Source organism: Halochromatium roseum, from assembly GCF_016653315.1.
In the GTDB taxonomy this organism is placed as follows: domain Bacteria; phylum Pseudomonadota; class Gammaproteobacteria; order Chromatiales; family Chromatiaceae; genus Lamprobacter; species Lamprobacter roseus.
Genome location: NZ_NHSH01000076.1, coordinates 95456 through 121992, shown reverse-complemented (window position 1 = coordinate 121992; position 26537 = coordinate 95456). Strand labels below are relative to the sequence as shown.

Here is a 26537-nt window from a genome sequence, read left to right as displayed (position 1 = left end):
GTCGATTGAGAGAGAGGCTGGGATGGGTTGATCGCTCACCGGCCGACGGCGATGAAGGCTGAAGAGCGGTGCGTGATTGGCTCTGGCGAGAGATTTGGCGATGTTGCAGCCGAATTTCCAGTCGCGGTCGTTTCGTTCGAAGGGATGATTCGAAGGAGTGATTCGAAGGAGTGATTCGAAGGAGTGATAAGGATAACCTGAAGGCACAAACCGGCGCGGGCCTGTTCTCGAAGCTGTTTGACGGAGCGCATCTCAACGCGCGCAGCAACCCAAAGCGATTGTCGGAGGATCTGTTGATGAAAGCGATTTGGCTCGACGACCGGCCTCGACTCAGAAGCGATCTTCCTATGCCCGCCCCGGCCGCCGGCGAGGCCTTGGTGAAGGTGCGTCTAGCCGGCGTTTGCTCGACCGACCTCGCCCTGATGGACGGCTATTATCCCTTCACGGGCGTGCTCGGGCATGAGTTCGTCGGTGAGATCACGGGCGCGCCGACCGCGCCCGAGCGCGTGGGAGAGCGCGTCGTCGGGTCGATCAATATCAGCTGCGGTCACTGCCGCGAATGTCTGGCCTGCCGGCCGAATCATTGCTTGAACCGAGAGGTGCTCGGCATCAAGCACCACGACGGTGCCTTCGCCGAGTATCTCTGTCTGCCCCTAGACAACCTGCATCGCGTGCCGGACGTCGTGCCAGATCGCGCTGCTGTCTTCGTCGAGCCACTGGCGGCGGCGCTCGAGATCCCGGAGCTGGTCCCGATCAAGCCTTCCGATCGGGTGTTGCTGGTCGGAGCCGGACGGCTTGGGCAGCTGATCGCGCGCGTCTTGGCCTTGACTGGGGCCGAGCTGGATGTCGTCGCACGACACGCCCACCAACGCCAACGCCTGCAAGGCATCGGCGCGCGTTGCATCGAGGAGCCGGAGGTGGCCGATGGCCACTATGATCTTGTGGTCGAGGCCAGCGGCGCGCCCGGCGGCTTCGCCTTGGCCAGACGTGCGCTGCGCCCGCGTGGCTGCCTCTGCCTGAAGAGCACCTACCGAGGCGAGGTTCCGGTGGCTTTGTCGACGCTGGTCGTGGATGAGATTCGCATCATCGGCTCGCGCTGTGGCCCCTTCCCTGCCGCATTGAGGCTGCTCGAGCAGCAGCGCGTCGACCCAACCCCATTGATCGATTGCGTTGAGCCGCTCGCCAACGGCGTTGTCGCATTGCAGCGTGCCGCCGAGCCGTCCGTCTTGAAGGCGTTGATCGACTGCAGCTGACAACCAACCGCACTCACACCAAGACCGGATCGCAGCGCGGCCAGCTGAGCAAGCGGGCGGCGCGCACTGAGTCACAGACCTGACCGAAACACGCGCTTCATCATCCGGGTTGGCGACGCACCATGTATGTTAGTCCAGCAGGCGCACTCTTATGACCACAGCCTCATCGAGCAACGACTCAACATCCGTTGCAGCCGACAACGGATCGGCGTCTCACAGCGGAGCGACCGCGTCTTCAAACCTTGCATCGGCAACACCTCAAGACACCTCTCAGCTCAAGCCCTACGCCGATCTGACCCCCGACTTGGTGCTCAATGCCGTCGAATCGCTCGGCTTCCTCGTCGATGGCCATCTGCTGACGCTGAACAGCTATGAGAACCGGGTCTATCAGGTCGGAATCGATGACGCGGCACCACTGATTGCAAAATTCTATCGGCCTGGACGCTGGTCCGATGAAGCCATCGCCGAAGAACATGCCTTTGTCGCGGCATTGGCAGAGCGCGAGATCCCTGCAGTCCCGCCGCTGCGGATCGATGGCCGCAGTCTGCACCGACATCAGGGCTTCCGCTTCTCCCTCAGCATCCGCTGTGGCGGCCGTGATCCAGAACTCGAGGACCTCGAGATCTTGACCCGGATCGGCCGCTTCATCGGCCGCATCCATCGTGTTGGAGAGAGTCAGCCGTTTCGGCATCGCCCGACGCTGGACTTGCAACACTTCGGTGAGGAGCCCAGCCGATTCTTGCTCGATCAGGGCTGGATTCCGAGCGAACTCGAGACCTCGTACCGGAGCGTCCTGGCGCATGCGCTGACCGAGGTCGCGGCCTGCTACAAGCGCGCCGGCGCCGTGCACATGCTGCGCCTCCACGGCGATTGTCACCGCGGCAACCTGCTCTGGACTGATGCGGGGCCACAGTTCGTCGACTTCGACGACGCGCGCAGCGGACCGGCGGTCCAGGATCTCTGGATGCTGCTCTCCGGCGACCGCCAAGCCATGGCGATGCAGCTGGATGCGGTGCTTGAGGGTTATCGGGACTTTGCCGATTTTGACCCCCGCGAGCTGCATCTGATCGAAGCCCTGCGCACGCTGCGTCTGATCCATCATTCGGCCTGGATCGCGCGACGTTGGGAAGATCCGGCCTTCCCCAGCGCCTTCCCCTGGTTCGACTCGCCACGCTATTGGGAAGAGCAGATCCTGATCCTGCGCGAACAGATCGCGGCAATGCAAGAAGGCCCACTGGCGCTGTTTTGAGCCGGACCGCTTCTGCTCATCAAAGGCTGGTGTCGAAGTTGACGCACCCGCAAGGCTCAGTCGATGATAGGCGGTCCGTTCGACAACCCTTGCATTGTATTGACGCGAGCCGAGCAACTCCCCAGATGTCAAAAGATCCCTACGAGCCCCGGCGCGGCCTCAGCGAGCGCGTCACCGTCGCCGGCAGCGAGCTGGTTGACTACGTCAAGCAGCTTGTCGCCGAGGGCAATGTGCGCCGCCTCATCATCCGCAAGCCGGGTGGCGCAACACTGCTCGAGATACCGCTGACCGCCGGTGTTGCCGTCGGCGGCGCACTGACACTGCTGGCGCCGATTATCGCCGCCCTCGCTGCCATGGCAGCGCTGATCACGAAGTTCGAGATCGATATCCAGCGCTCCGATGAGCAGAATGAGGATAAGAACGACCCGAATGTGCTGCCTTAGCAACTCGCTGGCACGCAGACTGCGAGCCTAGCCAGCACGACGACCGAGGAGCGCCTAGCGGCTCCAAGCCCCGATCGAATCTTCCTAAACCCCCTCTTCCTTAACCCCCTGACAAAGGCAACCGATGAAGAAGCTCAAGACCACCCGCGACCATACGATTTATGAGAAGCGCTCAGGCCGCTATGCCGTCAAAGACAAACGCAAACGTTGGGTGCAAGGGGACGACAAGGTCGCCGTACTCAGGACCGAAGGCTTGCTGAAGACGCCAGAGCCAAAGGCAGCGCCTGCCGAGCCCGAAGCCGAGACGGCCGAAGGCACCGAAACCGAAGCGGCAGCCGAATAGGCTGAGGTCAGCCGAACCAACAGGCGCTATACCGGAGCCAGATCCAGATGAAACATCCTGTCCGAGTCCGATCTGCAGTGGCCATCATGGCTCTGGCTGCCGGCTCAACCCTCGCGGTCGCAGACGAGCCAACGCTGCTCGAGAAGCTCAAGGAGGGTGCCGCAAAGACCGCGGAACAGATCAGCACCGCGACCAGCGCGGCCACCGATGCGGCCAGCAAGGCCTTAGACAAGGCCGCGGAAAGTGCAAATCAGACGGTCGAATCAACCAAGTATGATCTTGCTGATGGGGCCACTCCGGAAGAGACGCGCGCCAAGCTCGATGCGCTGACAGAGGAAACCCTGGAGCAGTTGTTTGCCAAGGAGCCTGCGGCCAAGAAGCTGTTCGACGAGAGCGCCGGCTACGCGGTCTTTGTCAGCCGACAGGTTGAGATGCTGGTCGCAGCTGGCTACGGTCGCGGTGTTGCGGTCGATCGCGAGACCGATCAGCGCACCTACATGAAGATGGGCAGCGGTGGTGTCGGCGTCGGTTTCGGCTTCGGCGGATTCGCGACCAAGACTGTGATCCTGTTCGAGACGCCATTTGCCTTTAACAAGTTCGTCACCCAAGGCACGGATGCCAGCGCCGAGGCTGGCACCATGACTGGCGATCAGACCGACCAACTGAAGTTCAACTTCAACGACAGCGGCCAGGCGATCTTCGTCCTCACCGGCGACGGCTGGAAGATCTCGGCGAAGCTGCTCGCGACCAAGTATTGGCCTGATCAGAGCTTGAATACGGCGTCTCCTACTGACTGAAAAGCCGGCCACGACTGTTGTTGGGATTATCTGGAGCACAAATTGGGCAGGACAAGGCGCCACGGAGTGACGCCTATGGATGCTTACGACGGCGTTGATCAATCTCTAATCTCTCTCATGCGCAGCGCGCGGGGGCCGAAGAGACCTGAGCATAGGCCGCAGTACGTACTGCACTAGCGCCATGGTCAACGCGAAGAAAGCAAGTACCTGCAACGGTCGTGCCGCGGCCGGATAGCCACCGTCGTCGAAGAAGAGACCCATCGCGGCAAATCCAGCAAGCACCACGAAGGCGAGATGCACGCCCGGATCGTAAAGGCCCCAGAGGCTGCGCCGGGCGAGCGCCACGCCTGCCAACGCCGCTAGCGCACCACCTGCGAGACCGGCCATCACATCGACCGGCCAATGCACGCCAACCGCAACCCGGCTCAGCCCGGCGGCGGTCGCTAACACGAGAAAGATGAATCGCCAGCGCGCCTGCTGGGCATAGTAAATAAGCACCCCGAAGAAGACCGCGGCGGTCACGCTGTGGCCCGATGGAAAGCTATGCTTGCGATGCTGAACGCCAATCAGCTCGAAGCTTTCGATCGGTAATACCGCAGGCGGGCGAGCGGCGTCGACCAGGGGCTTGAGCCCGCGTGAGTAGGCAATCGCCACCAGCGCGGCACAGAGCAACGCCCAAAAGACACGCGGATGCTGGTACGACAGCAACAGTGCCAAGGTCAATGCGACTCGCTCATCCCCAAGCACGGTCAGCCATTGCCAGAGGCCGGCGGGCAGCTGAGCGAATAGGCGATTAAGTGTCAGGAAGCCGCTGTGATAGCCCTCGTCACCAATTAGCTGCAAGCCAATGCCGAGCAAGGCGCAGACTAGCGCCCACCCGAGCAGCCAGATGGCACCTCCTGCCACAACTGCGGGATCACGCTCAGCCCCAGCCGTCAGCGCCTGTTCCAGGCTCATTCCGCGTTTGCTTTTCAAACCGACCTCGGTCTCGGGGGGCGCTGTGGTCGTGTCTACCGTTGAGCCTCGGGCTGCTCGATCAGCACCAACGCCACCGGCCCTTGACGATACCGAAGATCGAGCCGATTCGGCGCCACGGCCTCGGCCAACCGCTCGAGCTTATCGACGCGCAAGAACACCAGCTCTCCGACCTGTGGCCGATCGCTCTCAGGCGTGATCGCATCGCGATAGACGCTGAAGCTCGGCATGCTGGTGCGGTAAACCACCGTTGGCCGATCGAGCTCACGCGCTAGCAGTCCCGCCTGTTTGACCGGCGCCTGCATGACCGCAAACACCGCCGGTACCAAAAGGCCGAACACTAGCAGGGTTTGAACGATGCCAACCAATATCAGTCGCTGCCAGAGTCCGACCTGCGACCAGAGCAGCAAACCCAGCATCGCGACGAGTCCAATCCAGGTACCCAGCCGATACCAGCCATCGAGCACCCGCGCCGCTTCCGCGAACATGGCCTGTTCGTGGGCGCGATCGGCCTGCCCTGTCAGCAGCCCAAGGACGTCAGGCAGTGCCACCATCAAGGCCACCAACAGCAGCGGCGGCAGAAAGGCCAGCCAGCGGTTGTTCAGCGCATCGCGATGCCGCGCCATCAGGATGAACAAGGGCGTGATGCCATAGACCAGATAGTGCGGCAGCTTGGTACCCGAGAACGAGAACACGGCAAACACGGTAACGAACCAGAGCAGCAGAAACCGATCCAACTCATTAGCCCAAAGTTGGCGCAGCCTCGGCAGCAGACTGAGAAACCAGCCAGTGAAGGGCAACAACACCAACGGCAGCATCACGAAGTAATAGCCGGGGAAGCCAGCATGACCATGCTTCACCCCGCTGTAACGTCCCAGATTGTGACCGAGGAAGAAGCTCTGAAAGAAGCCTAAACCGTCGTCGAGATAGATCGCCAGGTACCAGGGACCGGCCACCGCGATGAAGACCAGCCAGCCACGCCACTCGAAGACCGCCGCGAGCCAGGCGCGCCATTCGCGCAGCGAGCTGAAGTAGAGCAGGCTCACCACCAAAGGGAAGAACACCGCGACCGGGCCTTTGGTCAGGAAGCCGAGACCGAGCCAGAGGTAGACTCGCAGCAGGGTCGCGCGGGTCGGCCGCAGCCGCCAGCGGTAGATCTCGAAGAAGCTGAGCGCGATGAAGAGGTTCAGCAACGCATCGGCGACTGCGGCCTTGCCGATGATCGCGACCTGCAGCCCGAGCGCCATGACCAAGCCAGCAATGGTCGCGGTCGTCGCATCCAACCGCTCGCGCACGAACCACCAGAGCGCCAGCAGCCAGAGGCTGGCGGCCATCGCCGATGGCAACCGCAGCGCAAATTCGCTCCAGCCGAGCACTGAGACCGAGGCCGCTTGTAACCAATAGATCAGCACCGGCTTGTCATAACGCGGCTCGCCGTCGCGGTGCGGGGTGATGAAGTTGCCGCTGGCGAGCATCTCGCGGGTGGCCTCGGTGAAGGCGCCTTCATCGAGATCGTAGAGCGGCACCGCACCGAGCTGCCAGAAGAAGGCGAGCCAGACGATCAGCACCAGGAACCAGGGCGAGACTAGCAACCTTGTCAACCATGCGTCGCGCGCGCCCATTAAACGGAACCCTCCGAGCCCTGAGCCGCGGCACCGGCCTGCTGCGATGCTTGCTCTGGGGTGAGGTCAAATCCGCCCGCTAGCGCTTGGCGCCGAGTCTGCGCGCCTGATCTCGGACGGTCTTGTTGCTGCTCGACCTTCCAGCTGGCGACCTCCGGATCAGTCTGCCGGCAGATGCAGTGATGGGTCCGGTCACCCGAGGCAAACAGGGTGCGGGTCATGATCTCAGCCAGGACACCGGTGGTCAGGAATTGGATCGAGGCGACCAGGAACAGGATTGCCACGAAGAACAGCGGGCGATCACCAATATCCTCACCGAGCCCGAACTTGACCCAGGCCAGCCAGCTCATCATCAATCCGCCAAGCAGGCCGAATGAGAGCCCAATGCCACCAAAGAAATGGCCGGGCCGTGCGCCGAAGCGGAGAAAAAAGAACGCGACCAGCAGGTCGAGCAGTACGCGGAAGGTGCGCGAGATCCCATACTTGGACTGCCCCAGCTCGCGCGCGCGATGCCCGACCTCGGTCTCGCCGATGCGCTCAGGCGCGGTGATCCCGGCCACCCAGACCGGGATGAAGCGATGCATCTCGCCGAATAGGCGGATCTCCTTGATCACTTCGGACCGATAGACCTTGAGGCTGCAGCCGTAATCATGCAGGTGCACGCCGGTGACCCGAGCGATGAGTCCGTTGGCGAGACGCGACGGGATCTTGCGCAGCAGCAAGGCGTCTTGACGATCGCGCCGCCAGCCCTGCAGGAGATCGAGATCACGCGCCAGCAGCTCGTCGATCAGGCGCGGGATCTCGGCCGGATCATTCTGCAGATCACCGTCGAGGGTTGCGATCAGCGCACCGCGCGCGGCATCGAAGCCGGCCTGCATCGCTGCGGTTTGGCCGAAATTACGCCGAAAGCTAATCACGCGCACATGCGTGCCATAGCGGGCGGTCTGCTCAAACAGCACCTGGGCAGTGCCGTCGCGACTGCCATCGTCGACCAGGATCAGCTCCCAGGGATGGGGGTAGATTTGCAGACCCTGATGGATGCGGGCCAACAGCGGCTCGATGTTATCGCGCTCCTGATAGAGCGGGATCACCACCGAGAGGCTCAGCGGATGGGGATCAGGCAGGGGCTGGAGCTGACGCTTTGGCTGGGGTTCGAGCATGTCCATGGTCGACTGAGGCTATACTCGTTGGGACTCGCCAACGCGTTGAGGCAAACAATGACGACGACCGGCTACGAGCAAGATTTTCATCGCTGGACGCAAGAGCAAGCCTGCCTGTTGCGCAGCGGCCAATATGCCGCGCTCGACATCGATCATTTGGTGGAGGAGCTCGAGAGCATGGGGGCCAGAGAGCGTCGCGAACTGACCAACCGTCTCAAGGTGTTGCTGGCACATCTGCTGAAATGGCAGCATCAGCCAGAGCAGCGTTCACCAAGCTGGCGAGCGACGATCAAGGAGCAACGACTGTCGATCGGAGATCTACTAGACGACAATCCGAGCCTCAGGCCCACGCTTGAGCAGCAGATCACAAAGGCCTATCGGCTCGGGCGACTGCTCGCGGTCAAGGAAACCAACCTCGAAGAGTCGCACTTTCCGATCGACTGCCCCTTCAGCACGGTGCAAGTCACCGACCCAGCGTTCTATCCGAACTGACGTGCATAATGCCTCGCCGCGGCCGCGGGCATCGAACCCGCGGCCACCAAGGCGAGGCGCTAACCTACGGCTCAACCCTCGTTGTGATAGCCCTGCAGACGCTCGACTTCATCTCGTGAGCCAAGAATCACCGGCACGCGCTGATGGAGCCCCTCAGGCTGCATCTCCATGATGCGCTCCTTACCGGTGATCGAAGCGCCACCCGCCTGCTCGACGACGAATGACATCGGGTTCGCCTCGTAGAGCAGGCGCAGCTTACCGCCCAGCCCCTTCTCGACCATCTTCGAATCGATCGGATACATGAAGACGCCGCCGCGGGTCAGGATGCGATGCACCTCAGCGACCATGGAGGCTATCCAGCGCATGTTGAAGTCTTTGCCCCGTGGACCTTCTTTACCGGCTAGGCATTCGTCGACATAACGCTTGACCGGCGCCTCCCAGAAGCGACCGTTCGAGGCATTGATCGCGAACTCGGCGGTCTCCGTCGGGATCGTCATGTTCGGATGCGTCAGGATGAACTCGCCGATGTTCTGATCCAAGGTAAAGCCATTGACGCCGTTGCCGGTGGTCAGCACCATCATGGTCGAAGGACCATAGAGCGCGTAACCGGCCGCAACCTGCTCGGTGCCGGCCTTCAGGAAGTCGCGCTCGGTGGCGTCGCCAGCGTTATCAGCCATACGCAGGATACTGAAGATGGTGCCAACCGAGACATTGACGTCGATATTCGAGGAGCCGTCGAGCGGATCGAAGGTCAGCAGATACTTGCCGCGTGGATACTCCTTTGGGATCTCGTAGATCTCGTCCATCTCCTCCGAGGCCATGGCGCCAACATGACCCGACCACTCGGTGCACTGAATGAACATCTGGTTGGAGAGGACATCGAGCTTCTTCTGCGTCTCACCCTGGATATTCTCGCTGCCAGCGCTGCCCAGCGCGCCGACCAGCGCGCCATGGTTGACCTGATTCGAGATCATCTTGCAAGCGGTGACGATGTCGTTGAGCAACGCGGTGAACTCGCCCGTTGCTCCCGGCGCATGGCGTTGTTCTTCGGCAATGAACTGGGTGATGGTCGTACCGTGGTGCATAAAGCAGTCCTCTGGCTGATCTGAGTGGATACTTTGCCGCGTTAGCCGAGGCTCGGCTCGGGCGACACAGCAAAGCACACGAAAAAGTAGCGGGTAATCGCGCAGTATAGCGATCAGCGACCGATGAAGCACTCTCTGTGCGCAAGCAATGCCCGTAGTCAAATAAGTGCAAGACACGTAGTATGACCGGCCAATGACGAGATCAGCTTGGGGCCAGAGGTTTCGCGCCCGCGCACTGCCGACCCAAATCGCGCTCTCTACCGTCTACCACCACCCTCTACCACGACCCTTTTAAGGAGTCTCTGAACGATGCATACGACGCCACCGCATAGGCGCCAGACCCTGCTCGAACTCATCACCGGGCTGGTCCGCAAGGTTCAGCGCTTCGTCACATCGCTGCTCCTGCCCGTTGATGCTGGCAGGCGTGGCGATTGCAACCGCTGCGGTGCCTGTTGCAAGTTGCCCTATCCCTGCCCGTTCCTGCGCGTCGATGCCGAAGGGCTGAGTAGCTGTGCCGTCTACTACGCGCGTCCGCCGAGTTGTCGCAAATACCCGCGCACAGTCAGCGAAAACGTTACGCCAGCCACCTGCGGCTATTACTTTGTTGATGTCACCGAGATCGGCCGCGCCCAACCCGCCACCGAACAGGCCGGCGGCTAAGCCTTGACCAACCAAAACAGTGATGACCAGCTGGAACCGCTGTCAGCCCGCCCAGCGCAACGATGAGCGCGCGCTTCTACGAACTGAGCGCAAACGCTAGCCGCTTGTGCGACACCAAGTTCTGGGCGACATCAGTGTCCATAAAAAGTGGGAGCGCCATCCATGACGCCGGATGAACAAACCCGCTACAGCCGTCAAACGCTGCTGCCGGGTTTCGGCGAGCGGGCACAGGAAGCCCTGAAACAGTCGCGGGTGCTGATCGTTGGGCTTGGCGGACTTGGATCACCCGTGGCGATGTATCTTGCCGCTGCAGGCATCGGTCGTCTCTTGCTCGCCGACTTCGACGCCGTCGACCTCTCCAACCTGCAGCGGCAGATTCTGCACAATAGCGAGCGCATCGGCTGGACCAAGGTCGATTCCGCCGTCGCCACCTTGAGAGCATTGAATCCCAGCTGCGAGCTGGTCCCGATCAAGCGTAGCCTAAGCCCGAGGCGCCTTGGTGAACTCGCCGCCGAGGTCGATCTCATCGTCGACGCCAGCGACAACTTCCAGACCCGCTACGCTGTCAACGAGGCCTGTGTCAAGGCTCGCATCCCGCTCGTCTCCGGCGCTGCCATCCGCGCCGAAGGCCAGGTTGCGGTCTTCGCCGGACGCGCCGGCGAGCCCTGCTATCAATGCCTCTATCCGGACAATGGGCAAGCAGGCGAGCGCTGCGCCCGCGAAGGCGTGCTGGCACCGCTGGTCGGCATCATCGGTAGCATCCAAGCCACCGAGGCCATCAAGGTGCTCAGTGGCTACGGCGAGCCGCTGTTCTCAAAGCTCCTACTGCTCGATGCGCAGACCATGGCAATACGGATGTTGAGAATCCCGCTCGATCCCGCGTGCCCGGTCTGCGCTGATCGCGGCGCTTGCTAAAAACGAGGCCTTGGCGTCGCCGCCGTCTCGACTGGCAGCACTGGATATCCGATATGCGGCTGCTCACCCCGCGGCCCAGCGGCAAGAGATCGCATTGGGATCGCGACCAGTTCCGCTGCTGCCGGCGCGATCCGTCGCGAAGCGGGCTGGCGCTAGGGCGTCGTAATCGGCCTCGAAACCGGCGGCAAGCAGGGCCTCGCGCAGCGGCGATTCGAGCGCTGGCAGGCCGTCGATGTGCTGGATGAGCAGGCGCTTGCGGCCGGCTGAAGGTACCCGCGGCAAAGCCGCCAGCGCTAGCTCGAGCTCATTGCCTTCATCGCTGACGGCATCGGGAAAGGTCAGGATCTGCTTGCCGCTGGCGGGGACATAGACGATGGGCTTGCCGGCGACCAGGATCACCCAGGCGCCAGCGATGCGTTTCGGGCCAGGCTGCACGGCCTCCGGCCAAGGCAGAAGCGCACCATAGGGGTTGGCTGGATCAATCGCGGCGAGGATGCGGACATCCGACTGGTCGAAGCCATTGAGCGGTGGCTCGTCGAGCCGGGCTGCGCGCAAGCGATCGATCGCCGCAGGCAGCGCAAACTGCGCGCCGGACAGCCCTTCGACGAAGTAGCCGCGGCGTACCTGCCCGACCTCCTCCATCTGCTTCAGCACCTTGTAGAGCGGGCCGAATCCACCTGGCAGATCCTCGGCCACGACGGCTTCGCGGCTCAACACGCCATAGCGTTCCAGCAGCATTTGCGCCTGCCTGAGCAGCCGCTCTGTCATCTGCAAGGCTGCAGCGGCTCCCGCGGTCGGGGCCCTGCCCCTGCCTGTGACCGCTGAAAGCCTGTCCGTTGATGGGTCCAAGCCGTCCAGAGCATCCAGAGATCCTGCCTCGGCACCCTCGCCTAGCCAGGTATCAACGCCAGCGAGATCCCTGACCAATGACCAGCGACCTCCGGCGAGACCGCCACCGAAGGCACTGCCCGCAGAGAAGGCACCCCTGTTGAACCGCCCTCGCCGGCGCGGCCGCGGCGATTTGGAGCGACCAGGGCCGAGCGAGCGCAAGGGTGCAAAGGTATCGTTGGTGATACGGCCGTCCCAAACCAGATCCCAAAGCGCCGTCTCGAAGGCATCTTGCTCGGCCCTCACGCCCGCTGCTAGCCCAGGCCGAGCCAAGCTGGCCCGCTCCACCACCTGCTGCAGCTCGAAGAGGAAGCAGGCGCCTCGACGGCTGAGGTGCGCGAGGATCAGCTCGGCAATAGCCGCCGTCGGGTCGGATTGCGGCTTGTGCTCGGCGCCGATTTGCTGAGCCACGGCTGGAGCGGACTCCTCGGCATTGCCGCTTCCCGTCGCCAAGCGCGCAGACGCCGCGGCGGCATTCGATGCCTCTGCCCCAGCGGGGTCGTTGCTCGCATCAGCGGTTTGCCGCTCGTGATCAAGTCGCCGGTCGAACGGCGGCGGCACCTCGCCGATATCGAGCATGAGCGCCGCATGCTCTGAGCGATAGATCGCGATGCGGCCGTCCTTGGGTCCGGCCGCGCCACGCCCGACCCACATGATCTGCCCGCTGGCCGCCAGCAGATCGAGATCCTCGCTGCGATAGCCCGGCACCCGCGCGGGCAGCAGCACGCGGTCGAGCTGGCGCCAGCTCAGACTCAGGCCTTCGAGCTGGATCAGTGCCTCGAACAGCCGATCAGGACCTTTGCGCCCCTCGCCGATCCCATGCCAAGCCGGCAGGAACCGGCCAAGCGTGGCGCCATCGACGGGTGCGACCTGATCACGCGCTCGCGCCAGGGTGCGACGACGCAGCTGCCGCATGACCTCGGCATCACACCACTCGGGGCTGCTGCCGTTGGGTCGAATCTCACCATAGACCAGCGTGCCCTGGGACTCGAGCAACCTGAGCACCGGCTCCAGCTGGGCCGCGCGCAGCCCGAATCGATGCGCTGGCTCGGTGCTGGTAAAGGGGCCATGAGTTCGGGCATAGCGGCGCAATAGCTGCTCTAACGGTGCCTCAGTGGCACCGATGAACGCTTCCGGGAGACCGGCTGGCGGCACGCAGCCGAGCGCATCGCGATACAGCCCGGCATCCTCGGCGGCGATCCAGCGGGGCTCGCCAGCGATGCGAACCTGCGCGGCGCGACGCTGATCGCGAAGCTGATCGAGCCAAGCGGAGAGGGTCCGGGCAGCATCAGCGGAAGCACCGCCTGAGCTGACAGCGGTCGACAAAGGGGCGGCCATGGCGGCTGGCTGCCTGTCCGTCTGTGGAGCGCACGCCTGCTTGGTCGCCTGCTCGGCCGCCTGCTTGGTCGCCTGCTCGGCCGCCTGCTCGGTCGGACCGGCCTCTGAAGCTGCGCCAGCGGGTACGCTTAGCGGCAGCCGACAGCGCTCTAACAGCTCGAGCTCGGTGAGATCACCGAGTCGGCGTAGCAGATCCTGCAGTTGATCGAGATCGCGCGCGCGCCGATCGATCGCAGCCAGATCGGTGACAGGATCGGCGTCGATATCGGCATCAGCGCCAGCCTCGTCCCGATCATGCGCAGGCTCGTTGCGATCATCCACAAGACGCAGGGGCGCCAGATGCTGCAATTCGCGCTCCAATGCCTCCAGCACCTCAGGATCGATCAACGCGCGCAGCTCAGCCTCGCCGAGCAGCTCGGCGAGTAGGCCGCGATCCAGCGTCAGGGCCTGCGCGCGCCGTTCGGCAATCGGTGCATCCTGCTCGTAGATGTAGGCGGTGACATAGGCGAACACCAGTGAACGCGCGAACGGCGAGGCACTGCGGGTCTCGACCTCATGCACGCGGATCGCGCGCGAGCGAAGAGCGCTCAGAATCTGTTTCAGGCCAGGTAGGTCGAAGACATCGCTGAGCGCTTGCCGATAGGTCTCGAGCACGATCGGAAAGGCCGGATAGCGGCGCACCACGGCGAGCAGATTCTGCGCCTTCAAGCGCTGCGCCCAGAGCGGCTGCCGGCCCTTGGCCGAGCGACGCGGCAGCAGCAGGGCGCGGCCGGCATTCTCGCGGAACAGGCTGGCGAAGAGCGCGGTGTCGGCCAGCTGCTCGGTGACCCGATCCTCGATCTCGTCGGGATCAGGCAACAGATCGGTCAGATCGGGCAGCGCATCGCCATCGGCCAAGCGCAGCACGATGCCGTCATCGGTGTACATCACCTGGATCTCGAAGCCCTCGCAGCGCTCGAGGCGCCACTGCAGCGCCATTGCCCAAGGGGCATGGATGCGCGCACCAAAGGGACTCAGGATGCAGATCCGCCAATCGCCCAGCTCATCGCGGAAGCGCTCGACGACAATGGTGCGGTCGCTCGGCACCTGCCCGGTCGCCTCGCGCTGATCTTGGATGTAGGCGGCCAGGTTGTCGGCAGCCATCGCGTCAAGCGGTGTGCGCTGGCGAATCCAGGCCGCGGCTTGTTCCATTGGCCGAGTCTGACCCGGCGGCAGCGCCGATGTCTGAACGGACGGACCCAAGGCTCCAAGGGCGGAGTCCTCAGGCGCTGCGCCAAACCCCAGCGCCGCAACCTCTCGACAAAAGGCCCCAACCGCCCGGCCCAGCTCCACCGGCCGGCCTGGCCCATCGCCGCGCCAGAAAGGTAGCTTGCCCGGCTCCCCTGGCGCCGGCGAGACGATCACCCGATCACGGCTGATCTCCTCGACCCGCCAGCTGCTGGCGCCGAGCAGGATGCACTCGCCGGCGCGGGTCTCGAACACCATCTCCTCGTCCAGCTCGCCGATGCGCGGGCCCTCGGAGCCGAGATGCACCGCGTAGAGCCCGCGATCCGGGATGGTGCCGGCATTGAGCCGCGTCACCATCGGCGCACCCTTGCGCGGGCTGAGCAGGTCGGTGCTACGGTCCCAGACCAGCAGCGGGCGCAGATCGGCGAAGTCGCTCGACGGATAGCGCCCAGAGAGCATGTCGAGCACCGCCTCGAGTGCGGCGCGGCTCAGCTCGCGATAAGGCCCGGCGCGATTGACCAACGCCAGCAGCTCATCAACGCTACGCGGAGCCATCACGCAGTGCGCCACCAGCTGCTGCGCCAGCACATCGAGTGCATTGCGCGGCATCCGGAACGGCTCCAGCTCGCCGGCCAACATGCGCTCGGCGATCACCGCGCATTCGAGCAGATCGCCGCGATACTTAGGGAAGATGCGCCCGGTGCTGACCTCGCCGACACCGTGCCCGGCACGACCAACGCGTTGCAGCCCGCGCGCCACCGAGCCTGGCGATTCGACCAGCAACACCTGATCGACCCCACCCATGTCGATGCCCATCTCCAGCGAGCTGGTGGCGACGATGGCCTTCAGGCTGCCGCGCTTGAGGCCCTCCTCGATCTCGCTGCGCTGCTGATGGCTGACGCTGCCATGGTGTGCGCGCACCAGCTCTGGCAGCGGAGCGCTTGGCTCATCGATGCCGTCGAGCCAGTGCCTGCGGGCTTTTCGCTCAGATGTTGCGCTCAGCCTGCCGACGCGAGTCTCGTCGCTGTCCAGCCCATCCTGCGCTTCGTCATGACCTCGCTCCGCACGCTCAAGAGCTGCCTTCGGATTCGCGATCAGGCCGCCTTCATCAGCGAAAGCTCGCGCTTCAGGAGCAGCATCCGAATCCAAAATCGCGCCAAGGCCTTCTGCTTGATCGACGCCGTCGACATCTCTGTCTCTGTCTCTGTCTTCGTCATCCTCCACCGCTGGCTCGGCCGCCAAGGCGTTCAGCCGCTGCGACAGCCGCTCGCAAAGCCCGCGGCTGTTGACAAAGATAATCGTGGAGCGATGCGCCATGATCTCATCGAGCAAGGCGGGATAGATCGCCGACCAGAGTCCCTTCTCGGCCGAGCGGTTTTCGCTTGGATGCTGCTGCTCACGAGCAAACAGCTCACCCAGGATCGGCCCGCCTTCGGGCTCGACCGAGGCAGGCTTTGACCTCTGCTCGACCAATGGCTGGGGTGGGCGCTCCATATCGGGGACCGGTACGCTGACGCGTAAATCGAGTCTCGGCGGTGCCGCGGCATCAACGATCTCGACCGCTCGATCGCCACCGAGCCAGCGTGCCGCCTCGGTCAGCGGCTGCATCGTCGCCGACAATCCGATACGCTGTGGCTCTGGATTGCCGGACTGGGTGACCAGCAGGCATAGCCGCTCGAGTGACAGCGCCAGATGCGCGCCCCGCTTGGTCGGCGCCAGCGCATGCACCTCATCGACGATGACCGTCTCGATCTGACTTAGGGTGGCAGCGGCCTGCGAGCCAAGGATCAGGTACAGGCTCTCTGGCGTGGTGACCAGGATCTCGGCCGGCGTCTTGAGCTGGCGCTGGCGCTCACGCGCAGGAGTGTCGCCGGTGCGGATCGCAACCTCCGGCGGCCGTAGCGCAGCCGCCTGGCCGCCGGTGCCGAGCATTGCGGCGGCCTGGGTGATGCCGGCCAAGGGCGCACGCAGGTTGCGCTCGATGTCGACCACCAGCGCCTTCAGCGGCGACAGATAGAGCACACGCGTACCGGGCGGAGCCGACCGGCGCGCCTCAACACGGAGACCGGCGCAGGGCACTTGGGTCGACGGCTGGCTTGGCTTGAGCGCCGATTGGCCCACTTCTTGGTCTACCTCTTGGCCCATCTCTCGGCCCACCTCAACGAGCAGGCGATCGATGGCCCAGAGAAACGCCGCTAAGGTCTTGCCGCTACCGGTCGGCGCAGTGATCAGGCAATGCCGGCCACTCGCAATCACCGGCCAGCCGCGCCTTTGGGCATCGGTCGGACCGTCGAAGTGCTGAGTGAACCAGCGGCGAGTTGCGGGACTAAACGCCTTCATGATCCCTGTTATGGGGTCAGATCTTCCCATCCCCGCGCAAAGCCGTGGCATCTGGGCCGCATCGCGCGATAATGGTCGCGCTTGATCCATACCCTAATCACACGATTAAGGACTTAGAGCCATGTCGAACCGAATACTGCCGTGGTCTCGGCCACCCCTGCTCCTGCAGCAGGGCAGTCCGCGCCTCGGACGCTGTCTCCTCGCGATGATCGCAGCCGTCATGCTGGCTGCACCCCTTGCCGGCTTCGCTGAGGATGAGACCTCCGTCCAGGCCAACGAAAACGCAGAGCCTGCCGCAACAGCAAACGAAGGCGAGGACGATACCGCCGCTACCACGCCGACTGCAGATAACGAAAGCGATGCGGATACAGGTGCAGATTCTGATACGGATTCTGATACGGATACGGATACGGATACAGACAACTTAGGCCGACTCAGCATCGAGCTGAACAAACTGGAGCAGGTGGAGGATATCTGCCGCGTCTACTTTGTGTTCGAGAACGCCATGGATCAAAATCTTGAGGCGCTGCAGCTGGAGCTGGTTCTGTTCGACACCAAAGGCTTTGTGAAACGCCGGCTCACCCTGGATGCGGCGCCCATCGCCAAAGACAAGACCAGCGTTAAGCTGTTCGACCTTCCCGAGACCCAGTGCACCAATGTCGGACGCATCCTGATCAACGATCTGGTCAAGATCGCTGGACCCGATGGGGACTTGCCCGATAATGTCTCGCAGCTCGATCTGTCGTCGAAGCTCGACGCCGACCTGTTCAAATGAGTACCAGCTCCTCAGCCGCATCCGGTGCCTTTGCCGAGAGCTTTGGCCAAGGCGGACCCGTGCTCTGGATACTGGCGTTGCTCTCCATCGCAGCGCTGGCCATCATCTTGGTGAAGCTATGGCAGTTCTCGCGCCTCAAGCTCAATGCGAGCGATCCGACTGAGCAGGCACTGCGCTACTGGTACCAACAGGATCCGCAACAGGCCCTCGCGGTGCTTCAGGGCAGTCCCCAGCCGACCGCGCAACTGCTCGCGCGGACCTTGCAGGGGCTGGCGATGCCTGCTGTTGATCTCGGGCTGTTGCGGGAAGAGTTGACTCGGTTCGCCAGCGCCAAATTGGAGCAGCTGCGCGCATGGCTCCGCGCCCTTGAGGTGATTGCCGCGCTCAGCCCGCTGCTGGGCCTGCTTGGCACCGTGCTGGGCATGATCGAGGCCTTCCGACAGCTGGAGCTGGCTGGCAGCCAGGTCGACCCGGCCATCCTCTCGGGCGGCATCTGGCAGGCCCTGCTCACCACCGCCGCTGGCCTCAGTGTCGCCATTCCGGTCGTCCTGGTGCACAGCTGGCTGGAACGACGCGTCGAGCGCTGTGGTCATCAGATGGAGGATGCGGTGACGCGGGTGCTCACACGCGACCTGAGCCCTGAATCGATCGCCCTGTCAGTAAAGGGCAGGCGCGCGATGGACAGCGGCAAGCCCTCGGTCAGCGGTAACGATAACAGCAGCTCGGTGCCGGCGACCGATGCAGTTTGAGCCCCCGCTCCGGCCACGGCGCCGCCTGATCAGCTTGACGCCGCTGATCGATGTGGTCTTCATCCTGCTGCTGTTCTTTATGCTCGCATCGAGTCTGACGCGGCTGAATGCGGTTGCACTCGATGCCCCCAATACCCAGATCGCCAGCGCCGACAGCCAACCGGCCTTGCTGCTGCGGATTCAGGCCAATGGCGGTCTCGACCTCAATGGCGAGCCGGTCGAGACCGAGGCGCTGACCGATCGGCTGCGCGCCCGACTGCAGCAAGCGCCGGATCTGGGGGTCTGGGTGCAACCGGACGATGCCGTGTCCTTGCAAATGACCTTGCAGGTCTTCGATCAGCTCACTGCTGCCGGTATACCGGTGTTGCGACTGCGCTAAGGTGTATGACGGCTCGCCACCGCTGCCATCGACCCACTGTTTCCGACCTGCCCAAACCCAACAGACACCATGCGATTCACCGTCCCCCGGCAGCGAGCCAACACCGACGATGCCCTGATCCCGTTGATCAACGTCGTTTTTCTGATGCTGATCTTTTTCATGATTGCCGGGCAGATCAGCCCCCCAGAGGCACTGCTGGTTGATCCGCCAAGCTCGCAACAGGGTCGATTGTCAGAGCCTGAGCGCATCCTGCTGCTGATGGATGCCCAGGGGCGCGTTGCGCTAGACGGAGAGCTTGTCGCACCAGCGCAGCTCAATGACCGGCTTGCGACGCGGTTGGCATCCATACGTGCGGCTCAGGATGACGGCGACGCCAATCGCCTTGGCATCACCCTGAAGGCCGATGCCGCGGTCACCCAAGGTCAACTGCGCCAGCTGCTCGAGCAGTTGCGCGCGCTCGGCGTTGAGCGCCTGCAGCTCCTCGCGCAACAAGCGTCCGGCTCAGACACATAAGACACCACCGCTGTGGAGATCACCCCTCGCCATTGGCTCATCGCCTTACTGATTGCTAGCCTGACGCATGCCGCGTTGGCGCTCGCGCTGGTACAGCTGTCAACGCCGCCCCCGATCGTGCCAGCGGGCATCACCATCGAGCTTGGTGACGGCGGCCTCTCGGCGGCAGCGGGCGCCGGTGGAGATGGCTCGCCGCCTGGCTCGGCTGTGCTGCAGCCGGTTGCCAGCCCCGCGCCTGCTGCCAGCCCGATGGCAGCGGCATCTGAGGATCAGACGCAGCTGGCCATCGACGCCGAGCGTGCGCACGAGCAAGAGGCTGTCTTGCCGCCGGTGGCAACGGTCGAGACCGTCGCCGCCAAGCCCCTGCCAGAGCCAGAGCCCACACCAGAACCAAAGCCACAGGCCGATCCGCAGCCAACACCAGAATCAGCTAGCCTGTCAGCGCCTCGACGCGTCAAGCCCGATCAGAAACCAAAGGTCACCCAAGACAGGCCCAGCATCGCTGCAACGAAGGCGAATCCAGAGCGCCCTGCCAACGCCGCGGCTCGCGCGCGCTCTGTTTCAGGCGACGGCAATGGTGAGCCGTCAGGGGCTGGGGCGACCGGTCATGGCCAGGGCGGTAGCGACGGCTCGGGCAGTGGCAATGATGGTCAGGCCAGCGCCAGCAATTACTACGGGCGTCTCGCAACCTGGCTCACGCGTCACAAGCGCTACCCCGCACAAGCGCGACGGCTACGCCAAGAAGGCACGGTGAAAGTAACCTTCACCATCACTCGCAGCGGTCGGGTGGTGTCGAAACGGATCGTCCAAAGCTCAGGCCACGAACTGCTCGACCAAGAGGTTCAAGCCATGCTCGAGCGCGCCTCTCCAATGCCACGCATCCCCTCTAGCCTCGGCCGCTCCAGCCTGACCATCACGGTGCCGGTTGCCTTTGCCTTACGTTGAGCCAAGCACCCGTTGTCGAATGGCCTCAGTCTTGAAAATGCAGATGCACCTCGACATTCGCCTCACCCCATGAATCAAATCTCTCGCGCATCGTTGATGAAGGCGCTCGGCCCCGGGCTCTTGGTGGCCTGCGCGGCCATCGGTGGCTCGCACCTGGTCTGGTCAACCCGAGCCGGCGCTGAGTTCGGCTGGCAGTTGGTTGGGCTGGTGTTGCTCGCCAATCTCTTCAAATACCCGTTTTTCCTGTACGGACAGAAATACACGGCGGCCACTGGCGAATCCTTGCTCGCCGGCTATCAGCGCAAGGGTAACTTGTTCGTCTACATCTTCCTGGCGATCAACATCCTCACCGGCATCATCAATATCGCCGGAGTATCGATGCTGAGCGCGGCCTTGCTCGCCGGCTTTGGGCTCGAGGCGTTGCCGCTACCGCAGTTGACGGTGCTGATCATGATCGGCTGCGCGGTGTTCATCTTCCTTGGCCATTACCGACTGCTCGATGGGATGGCGAAGCTGGTCGTGGTGGTGCTGACCGTCTCGACCTTGGCAGCGCTCTTGCTCGCGATCGGAGAAGGACCGGTCATGCAGCCTGGGTTTGAGCCGCCTTCACCCTGGACCTGGGCCTCATTCGGCTTTCTGATCATGTTGATGGGCTGGATGCCAGCGCCCTTGGATCTGTCGGCCTGGTCTTCGCTGTGGATGTTCTCGCGCGAGCGCCAGACCGGGCACCGGGCCACCGTTGGCGAGACCCTGATCGATTTCCATCTCGGCTACTTCATGGCCGTCGCCTTGGCAGTGGTCTTCCTCGCGCTCGGCGCGCTGGTCATGTATGGCAGCGGTGAGCACTTTTCGCCGAGCGGGATCGCGTTCTCGAACCAGTTGATCGAGCTGTATTCGCGCAACATCGGCGCCTGGTCCTATGGGCTGATCCTATTTGCGGCCTTCGTCACCATGCTCAGCACCTCGCTGACCTGTGTCGATGGCTATCCGCGAGCGCTCGCGGCCTGTACCACGCTGCTCGCGCCGAAGCTGCTGCCGGCCTTCACGCGCGTGCATCAGGCCTGGATCTTGATTGCGGTGATCGGCGCCTCGGCCATCGTGCTCGGCTATGTGCAGAACCTGCTGCAACTGCTTGGCTTCGCCGCCATCATTTCCTTCGCCACCTCGCCGATCTTGGCGGTGATCAATTTTCTGGTCATGAGTGGCGACAATGTCCCGCCAGAGCATCGGCCGGGGCCGATCCTGAAGCTGTTGAGCTGGGTCGGCATCCTGTTCTTCCTTGGCATGACCGCTGGCTTCATCTATGCGGAGTTTCTGCTCGATTGACCTAACGCGCATAGCGCCACCCCTGAAAATGAATCGCGCGAGCTTCGCGTTAAAAAGAGCGTTTGAATCGCAGATCCATCGGGCTCCTGTGGCTTGGAACAGGTCTGTCGTGCAATCGCAGCTAACCGCTGAAACGCTCGATGAACCACAACAGCAGCGCCATCACCAAGACCATCGGCAAGACCAGCGTCCAGGGCGAGACGCCCCAAAGCTCGGGAAAGGTCTGAGCCTGAATCCGGCCTTTGTTCAGGATGTGCTTGTCCAGCCAGGGATAGAAGTGAGCGAAAAGGCCAGCCCCCACCAAGATGCCGAAAAAGCCGCCGGTGAGCGCATCATAAGAGCCCTGCCCCATCGCGCCGGTGACCGTTCCCGGGCAATAGCCGAGGGTGGCCAGCCCAGCACCGAAGATGATGCCGCCGATCGCCGACCCGCCAAGTGAGGCCGGTTTCGGCTGCAACCGAACATGGCCGAAGGACCTCAGTAGAAAGATCCCGATGGCGCCAACGATGATGGCCGAGAGCATGATCTTGACCACCGTCCAGTCGCGGAACAGCAGCTGCCCAAGCACGACGTCGTAGTGGGTCAGGCCACCCTTCTGCAACAGGATGCCGAACAGCACCCCCATGAGCAGCCCGAGCAGAAGTTGAAGCCGACGATGTTGATGCAGTCTATCGAGCATGGGATCGGTCTCTGCTGCCACGCGCCGCAGGCAGCTCATGGCCGGTTGGGCCGGTTGATTCAGGTGGATGTGCGATCAGCGGACTCAGCGGCGCCCAAGCCGGGCGCAATCCATACGCGCAAATCATGCGCTCGATTCATGCGCTTAATCCATGCGCTCGATCGATGCGCTCGATCGATGCGCTCAGTACATGAGCTGAGCGACGATCACGCCAGACGCAAACAGAAAGACCACCGCAATCCAGCTGCTGATCGCCAGCTGCAGCGCGCCGCTGATGGCATGACCGCTGGTGCAGCCATCGGCCCAGCGCGAGCCGATGCCCATTAGCACACCGCCGGCGAAGGCGACCAGAAACCGCAGTACCGGCGTGTCGCCGAAGTGCTGGCGCCAGAGTTCAGGCACCATCTCCAGGTGCAGCGAATCGGACAGAAAGGCGGAGAGAAAGGCGCCGATGAAGATGCCGATCACGAACATGAACTGCCAATCGACGATCAGCGGCGTCTTGCGATAGAACGCCTTCTGCTCGACCACCGACCCGCGCAGGCGACGCTCCACCATGCCGCTGAGACGGGCGTAAGTGGTCGAACAGCTCAGGTACTTGTCTGACAGCAAGAAGGTAAACCAGCTCAGCACACCCATGGCAGCGCCGACGACATACGGCGACCAACTCTGCATCTGCAGCCAATGCATGCGTGTTCGGCCTCGTTCAGTAAGAGAAAGCAGACCTTTCTCCAGTACCAGAGACCAGCTGTCAAGTAGTAAGGCTTCGCTGCTGCCCTGTCGCGCAGCAGCTGAATGGATGCTTGCGCAACGCCGATGGCAAGAACAGCCCGCGCTCAGAGTAGCGCCACAGCCTTGATCTGCGCATAGACCAATTGCCTAGGTGCCAAGTCGAGCTGGTCGGCCGAGCGCCGGGTGACGCGCGCCAACACCGGCGAGCCGCTGATCTCGAGCTTGACCAGCAGCAGCGCTGGATGACTGTCGTCGCCCAGCGACAGAATCGTCGCTGGCAGCGTGTTTTGGATACTGCTCGCATGGCCCGGATCACGGGTGATGCTGACATCGCGAGCGAGGATGCGCAGCCGCACATGGGCGCCGATCTCGGCACCGCTATCGCGGGTCCACAGGCTGGCGCCGCAGCAGGCAACGCGCAGCAGATGCCATTGCTCATCGCGCTCGGCAACCTGGCCATCGAGCACCACACCGGCATCCTCACCAAGGCGAATCGGCAGATCGAGCCGGGAGAGGGTCTCGTTGAGGGGCCCGCTCGCCAGCACGCGACCCTCGTCCATCACCAGGATGTGATCGGCCAGCCGCGCAACCTCGTCGGGGGAATGGCTGACATAGAGCACCGGGATCTCAAGCTCGTCGTGCAAGCGCTCTAGATAGGGCAAGATCTCCTGCTTGCGCTTGAGATCCAGTGCCGCCAGCGGCTCATCCATCAACAGCAGCCGCGGATTCACCGCCAGCGCTCGTGCGATGCCGACGCGCTGACGCTCGCCGCCAGAGAGCGCGGCCGGTTTGCGCTGTAGCAGATGACCGATGCCGAGCAGCGCAATCGCCTGTTCCAGACTGAAGCGATCTGTGACTGAGTCAGTGTCAGTATCAGTATCAGTGTCAGCGCTGCTTTCAGTGATGGCCAAGGTGGGCTTGCCAAGACTGTTGCTCGCACTGCCCCCGCGACTGCGCCGTTGTCCGTAGCGCAGGTTTCCGAGCACCGTCAAATGCGGAAACAGGCTCGCCTCCTGGAACACGTAGCCAATGGGCCGCCGATGGGTCGGCACCCAGGTCTTGGCATCCTGCCAGACCGAACCCTTGAAGCTGAGCCGGCCGACTGCGGCATGCTCTAGGCCGGCAATGCAGCGCAGCAAGGTGGTCTTGCCGGAGCCGGAATGGCCGAACAGGGCGGTGACGCCACGCGCTGGTAGCCGTTCGTCCACATCCAGCGTGAAGCCCGGCCAGGCGACCCGGAAACGGGCCTCGATCTGCGACCGCATGCCGGTTTCGGCACCAGCCGCTGCGGCTGCCGCTGCGGCGGTATTGGTGTTCGCTTGCGTCTCGTTCATCGCTTCTTCGCCCCCGGATTCCAGACATACAGCGCCAGCAGCACCAGAAAGGAGAACACCAACATGACCGCCGCTAGCCGGTGGGCGTTGCCGTATTCCAGCGCCTCCACATAGTCGTAGATCTGTACCGAGGCGACACGGGTTACCCCTGGGATGTTGCCGCCGATCATCAGCACCACGCCAAACTCACCGACGGTGTGCGCAAAGGTGAGAATGCCGGCGGTGACGAATCCCGGCAGCGCGAGCGGCAGCGCGACGCTGAAGAAACGATCTAGCGGTGAGGCACGCAGCGTCGCCGCGGCCTCCAGTGGACGATCACCAATCCCCTCGAAGGCGTTTTGCACCGGCTGTACCATGAAGGGGAAGGAGTAGAACACCGAGGCCACCACCAGTCCCCAGAAGGTAAAGGGCAAGAGTCCGATACCAAGCGTTTGGGTCAGCTGCCCCACCGGTCCGTTTGGACCCATGGCGACCAAGAGATAAAAGCCCAGCACCGAGGGCGGTAACACCAGCGGCAACGCGACCACGGCGCCAATCGGTCCTTTCCAGCGCGAACGGGTGCGCGCCAGCCACCAAGCGACGGGCGTACCAACCACGAACAGAATCAGGGTGGTGACCGCCGCCAATCGCAGCGTCAGCCAGATGGCCTCGAGATCGGTTTCAGTGAGCCACATGGGCGGAATCCTTGATGGCATGTTGAAAGACGTTGATCGCGGAGATCAGCAACAGGATGCCGAGCAGGGCCGGCACCGCGACGCTGTCTGTCACTCGGTCTCGTAGCCGAAGTCGTGGATGATCGCCTCTGCCTTCTCGCCCTTGAGATAGGCGAACAGCTCCGTCACCGCCGGGTTGTCCTGGCCGCTGTTCAAAATCAACGCATCCTGGCTGATCGGCGCGTGCATCTCGCTGGGCACAATCCAGCCCGAGCCTTTGACGATCTCGCCGTCCCTCATGACCTGCGACAGAGCGACGAAGCCAATATCGGCGTTACCCGTGTCAACGAACTGATAGGTTTGGGCGATGTTCTCGCCCATCACCAGCTTAGGCTCGACGTCGGCCTTCAGGCCAAGTGCTTCTAGGGTTTCGATGGAGGCCTCGCCATAGGGCGCCAGCTTCGGGTTGGCGATCGACAGCTTGTTGAAGTCGCCGGACTTCAACAGCGCCGCACCATCCTCGACCTTGTTGGCGTCAGCGGACCAGAGCACCAGCGCGCCGATGGAATAGGTATAGCGCGAGCCGGGTACGCCCAGTCCTTGCTCCTCGAGCAGTTGCGGACGCTCCTGATCCGCTGCGAGCAGGGCCTCAAAGGGAGCGCCATTTTTGATCTGGGCATAGAGCTTACCGGTCGAGCCGAAGGAGGCCTTAACGGTATGGCCGCTATCTTGCTCGAAGCTGGCGATGATCGCCTTCATCGGCGCGGTGAAATTGCCCGCCACCGCAATCTGGACCTCTGCGGCAGACACACTGCCACTCGCCAGCAGGCTCACAGCGAAGAGAACGGGGCGAATCGGTTGCATCAGACGGACTCCTGAATCGAGTTAAGGAAGGAAACTGCCACCGGCGCTAGATCCTGCAGAGCTTACAAGGGTGGCGAGATCGTAATATAGTCAAACAAACAACGCCAGGCAGCTCCTGATCTGGTATGCAGTATGCATGCCGAGTTTCTGTCGCACCCATCTGCCAAGGCGAGCGCTCATCGCTCGATGCGCTAGCAAAGCACGACAGGTGCGCCGCAACCGAAGACCGACACTTTGATGAGGAAACAGCATGAAGATCAGCGCCCGTAATCAGTTCCGCGGCAAGGTGGCAGAGGTCACCTTGGGTGCCGTTAACGCGGAGGTCTTGGTGACACTGACCGGTGGCGAGCAGATCGTTGCCATCGTCACCAACGAGAGCGTCAAGTCACTCAATCTAAAGGCTGGATCGGATGTCATCGCGCTGATCAAAGCCTCGTCCGTGCTCGTGATGACCGACGATGCGGGCATTCGCCTCTCGGCACGAAACAGCCTCAAAGGCAAGGTAACGGCCTTGGAAAAAGGGCCGATCCACGCTGAGGTTTGCATCAGCCTGGCATCCGGCGACAGCGTTCATGCAACCATCACGCATGCCGCCTGCGATGTGCTCGGATTGGCGGAAGGCGTCGATGCAACTGCCGTGATTAAGGCACCGCAGGTCATCCTCGGCGTGCCAACTTAAACGTGCCTTACTCGGAGCGCAATATGCACTAGGATATAGCGCGACTCCATGAGCGGGGGCACCCCCTTGCACAATGACGGTGCACCTCGCCATGACAGCCCTCGCTGTCTTCTTCTGTCTTC

Annotated in this window: 25 protein-coding genes and 2 pseudogenes; 15 read left to right on the top strand and 12 right to left on the bottom strand. The window is 63.0% G+C overall.

Features of this window, described 5'->3' with window-relative positions:
* Positions 1-347 precede the first annotated feature (347 nt).
* The 5 genes from CCR96_RS21650 to CCR96_RS21630 all read left to right on the top strand — a co-directional run bounded on the left by CCR96_RS21650 (position 348) and on the right by CCR96_RS21630 (position 4085).
* Entirely contained in the window at positions 348-1253 is a 906-nt protein-coding gene (locus tag CCR96_RS21650; RefSeq protein WP_242519280.1) for an MDR/zinc-dependent alcohol dehydrogenase-like family protein, read from the top strand.
* A gap of 151 nt (positions 1254-1404) precedes the next feature.
* Positions 1405-2502, top strand: a complete 1098-nt coding sequence (locus tag CCR96_RS21645) for a serine/threonine protein kinase (protein ID WP_201223544.1) — start codon at positions 1405-1407, stop codon at positions 2500-2502.
* 125 nt (positions 2503-2627) lie between these two features.
* Positions 2628-2945 carry a DUF4342 domain-containing protein gene (locus CCR96_RS21640; protein ID WP_201223536.1) on the top strand — a complete coding sequence of 106 codons (318 nt, stop codon included), beginning with the start codon at positions 2628-2630 and terminating at the stop codon, positions 2943-2945.
* A 124-nt stretch (positions 2946-3069) separates the two neighbouring features.
* On the top strand, positions 3070-3288 hold the full coding sequence (locus CCR96_RS21635; RefSeq protein WP_201223534.1) for a hypothetical protein: 219 nt from the start codon (positions 3070-3072) through the stop codon (positions 3286-3288).
* An 86-nt stretch (positions 3289-3374) separates the two neighbouring features.
* Positions 3375-4085 carry a lipid-binding SYLF domain-containing protein gene (locus CCR96_RS21630; protein WP_201223532.1) on the top strand — a complete coding sequence of 237 codons (711 nt, stop codon included), beginning with the start codon at positions 3375-3377 and terminating at the stop codon, positions 4083-4085.
* A 105-nt stretch (positions 4086-4190) separates the two neighbouring features.
* Here CCR96_RS21630 and CCR96_RS21625 read toward each other — a convergent pair whose 3' ends face one another.
* The 3 genes from CCR96_RS21625 to CCR96_RS21615 are packed head-to-tail and all read right to left on the bottom strand — an operon-like array spanning position 4191 to position 7842.
* Complete coding sequence (locus CCR96_RS21625) at positions 4191-5042, bottom strand: phosphatase PAP2 family protein (RefSeq protein WP_201223530.1); 852 nt, start codon at positions 5040-5042, stop codon at positions 4191-4193.
* A 53-nt stretch (positions 5043-5095) separates the two neighbouring features.
* Complete coding sequence (locus CCR96_RS21620; RefSeq protein ID WP_201223522.1) at positions 5096-6682, bottom strand: ArnT family glycosyltransferase; 1587 nt, start codon at positions 6680-6682, stop codon at positions 5096-5098.
* On the bottom strand, positions 6682-7842 hold the full coding sequence (locus CCR96_RS21615) for a glycosyltransferase family 2 protein (RefSeq protein WP_201223617.1): 1161 nt from the start codon (positions 7840-7842) through the stop codon (positions 6682-6684). The genes CCR96_RS21620 and CCR96_RS21615 overlap by 1 nt, the downstream gene beginning before the upstream one ends.
* Before the next feature lie 57 nt (positions 7843-7899).
* Between CCR96_RS21615 and CCR96_RS21610 the strand changes: the two genes are divergently transcribed.
* Positions 7900-8334: a DUF29 domain-containing protein gene (locus CCR96_RS21610; protein ID WP_201223520.1), complete on the top strand. Its 435-nt coding sequence runs from the start codon at positions 7900-7902 to the stop codon at positions 8332-8334.
* A gap of 71 nt (positions 8335-8405) precedes the next feature.
* Here the strand turns inward: CCR96_RS21610 and CCR96_RS21605 are convergent, their stop codons facing one another.
* A complete protein-coding gene (locus CCR96_RS21605; RefSeq protein WP_201223518.1) occupies positions 8406-9419 on the bottom strand; it encodes a class 1 fructose-bisphosphatase in 1014 nt (337 codons plus the stop codon).
* A 309-nt stretch (positions 9420-9728) separates the two neighbouring features.
* Between CCR96_RS21605 and CCR96_RS21600 the strand changes: the two genes are divergently transcribed.
* Together CCR96_RS21600 and CCR96_RS21595 are read left to right on the top strand one after the other, a co-directional pair.
* Positions 9729-10079 carry a hypothetical protein gene (locus CCR96_RS21600; protein WP_242479303.1) on the top strand — a complete coding sequence of 117 codons (351 nt, stop codon included), beginning with the start codon at positions 9729-9731 and terminating at the stop codon, positions 10077-10079.
* Between the two features lie 162 nt (positions 10080-10241).
* Positions 10242-10994, top strand: a complete 753-nt coding sequence (locus tag CCR96_RS21595) for a HesA/MoeB/ThiF family protein (protein WP_201223516.1) — start codon at positions 10242-10244, stop codon at positions 10992-10994.
* Positions 10995-11057: 63 nt separating this feature from the next.
* Here CCR96_RS21595 and CCR96_RS25680 read toward each other — a convergent pair whose 3' ends face one another.
* From CCR96_RS25680 to CCR96_RS25670, 3 genes and pseudogenes are all read right to left on the bottom strand, one after another.
* Entirely contained in the window at positions 11058-13220 is a 2163-nt protein-coding gene (locus CCR96_RS25680) for an Lhr family helicase (RefSeq protein ID WP_476702839.1), read from the bottom strand.
* A 338-nt stretch (positions 13221-13558) separates the two neighbouring features.
* A pseudogene (locus tag CCR96_RS25675) lies at positions 13559-15383 on the bottom strand (helicase-related protein); the annotation flags it as partial.
* Between the two features lie 291 nt (positions 15384-15674).
* A pseudogene (locus CCR96_RS25670) lies at positions 15675-16787 on the bottom strand (DEAD/DEAH box helicase); the annotation flags it as partial.
* A gap of 121 nt (positions 16788-16908) precedes the next feature.
* Here CCR96_RS25670 and CCR96_RS21580 point away from each other — a divergent pair.
* From CCR96_RS21580 to CCR96_RS21555, 6 genes are all read left to right on the top strand, one after another.
* Entirely contained in the window at positions 16909-17562 is a 654-nt protein-coding gene (locus CCR96_RS21580) for a hypothetical protein (protein WP_207192044.1), read from the top strand.
* Positions 17559-18311, top strand: coding sequence for a MotA/TolQ/ExbB proton channel family protein (locus CCR96_RS21575; RefSeq protein ID WP_201223512.1), 753 nt, complete (start codon positions 17559-17561; stop codon positions 18309-18311). The genes CCR96_RS21580 and CCR96_RS21575 overlap by 4 nt, the downstream gene beginning before the upstream one ends.
* Entirely contained in the window at positions 18301-18690 is a 390-nt protein-coding gene (locus tag CCR96_RS21570; protein ID WP_201223510.1) for an ExbD/TolR family protein, read from the top strand. The genes CCR96_RS21575 and CCR96_RS21570 overlap by 11 nt, the downstream gene beginning before the upstream one ends.
* A gap of 69 nt (positions 18691-18759) precedes the next feature.
* Positions 18760-19203, top strand: coding sequence for an ExbD/TolR family protein (locus CCR96_RS21565; protein ID WP_201223508.1), 444 nt, complete (start codon positions 18760-18762; stop codon positions 19201-19203).
* Between the two features lie 12 nt (positions 19204-19215).
* A complete protein-coding gene (locus CCR96_RS21560; protein ID WP_201223506.1) occupies positions 19216-20148 on the top strand; it encodes a TonB family protein in 933 nt (310 codons plus the stop codon).
* 69 nt (positions 20149-20217) lie between these two features.
* The gene (locus CCR96_RS21555; RefSeq protein ID WP_201223504.1) at positions 20218-21474 is read left to right on the top strand and encodes an NRAMP family divalent metal transporter; all 1257 of its coding nucleotides are present in this window, start codon (positions 20218-20220) and stop codon (positions 21472-21474) included.
* Between the two features lie 121 nt (positions 21475-21595).
* Here CCR96_RS21555 and CCR96_RS21550 read toward each other — a convergent pair whose 3' ends face one another.
* The 5 genes from CCR96_RS21550 to modA form a co-directional block, all read right to left on the bottom strand.
* On the bottom strand, positions 21596-22153 hold the full coding sequence (locus tag CCR96_RS21550) for a YeeE/YedE thiosulfate transporter family protein (protein WP_201223502.1): 558 nt from the start codon (positions 22151-22153) through the stop codon (positions 21596-21598).
* Positions 22154-22336: 183 nt separating this feature from the next.
* A complete protein-coding gene (locus CCR96_RS21545; RefSeq protein WP_338035928.1) occupies positions 22337-22876 on the bottom strand; it encodes a YeeE/YedE thiosulfate transporter family protein in 540 nt (179 codons plus the stop codon).
* Positions 22877-22989: 113 nt separating this feature from the next.
* Positions 22990-24150, bottom strand: a complete 1161-nt coding sequence (gene modC / locus CCR96_RS21540) for a molybdenum ABC transporter ATP-binding protein (protein ID WP_242519285.1) — start codon at positions 24148-24150, stop codon at positions 22990-22992.
* A gap of 65 nt (positions 24151-24215) precedes the next feature.
* Positions 24216-24893 carry a molybdate ABC transporter permease subunit gene (gene modB / locus CCR96_RS21535; protein WP_200243613.1) on the bottom strand — a complete coding sequence of 226 codons (678 nt, stop codon included), beginning with the start codon at positions 24891-24893 and terminating at the stop codon, positions 24216-24218.
* 90 nt (positions 24894-24983) lie between these two features.
* Positions 24984-25736: a molybdate ABC transporter substrate-binding protein gene (gene modA, locus CCR96_RS21530; protein WP_201223498.1), complete on the bottom strand. Its 753-nt coding sequence runs from the start codon at positions 25734-25736 to the stop codon at positions 24984-24986.
* A gap of 250 nt (positions 25737-25986) precedes the next feature.
* Between modA and CCR96_RS21525 the strand changes: the two genes are divergently transcribed.
* Entirely contained in the window at positions 25987-26415 is a 429-nt protein-coding gene (locus tag CCR96_RS21525; RefSeq protein ID WP_200243626.1) for a TOBE domain-containing protein, read from the top strand.
* Positions 26416-26537: the final 122 nt, after the last annotated feature.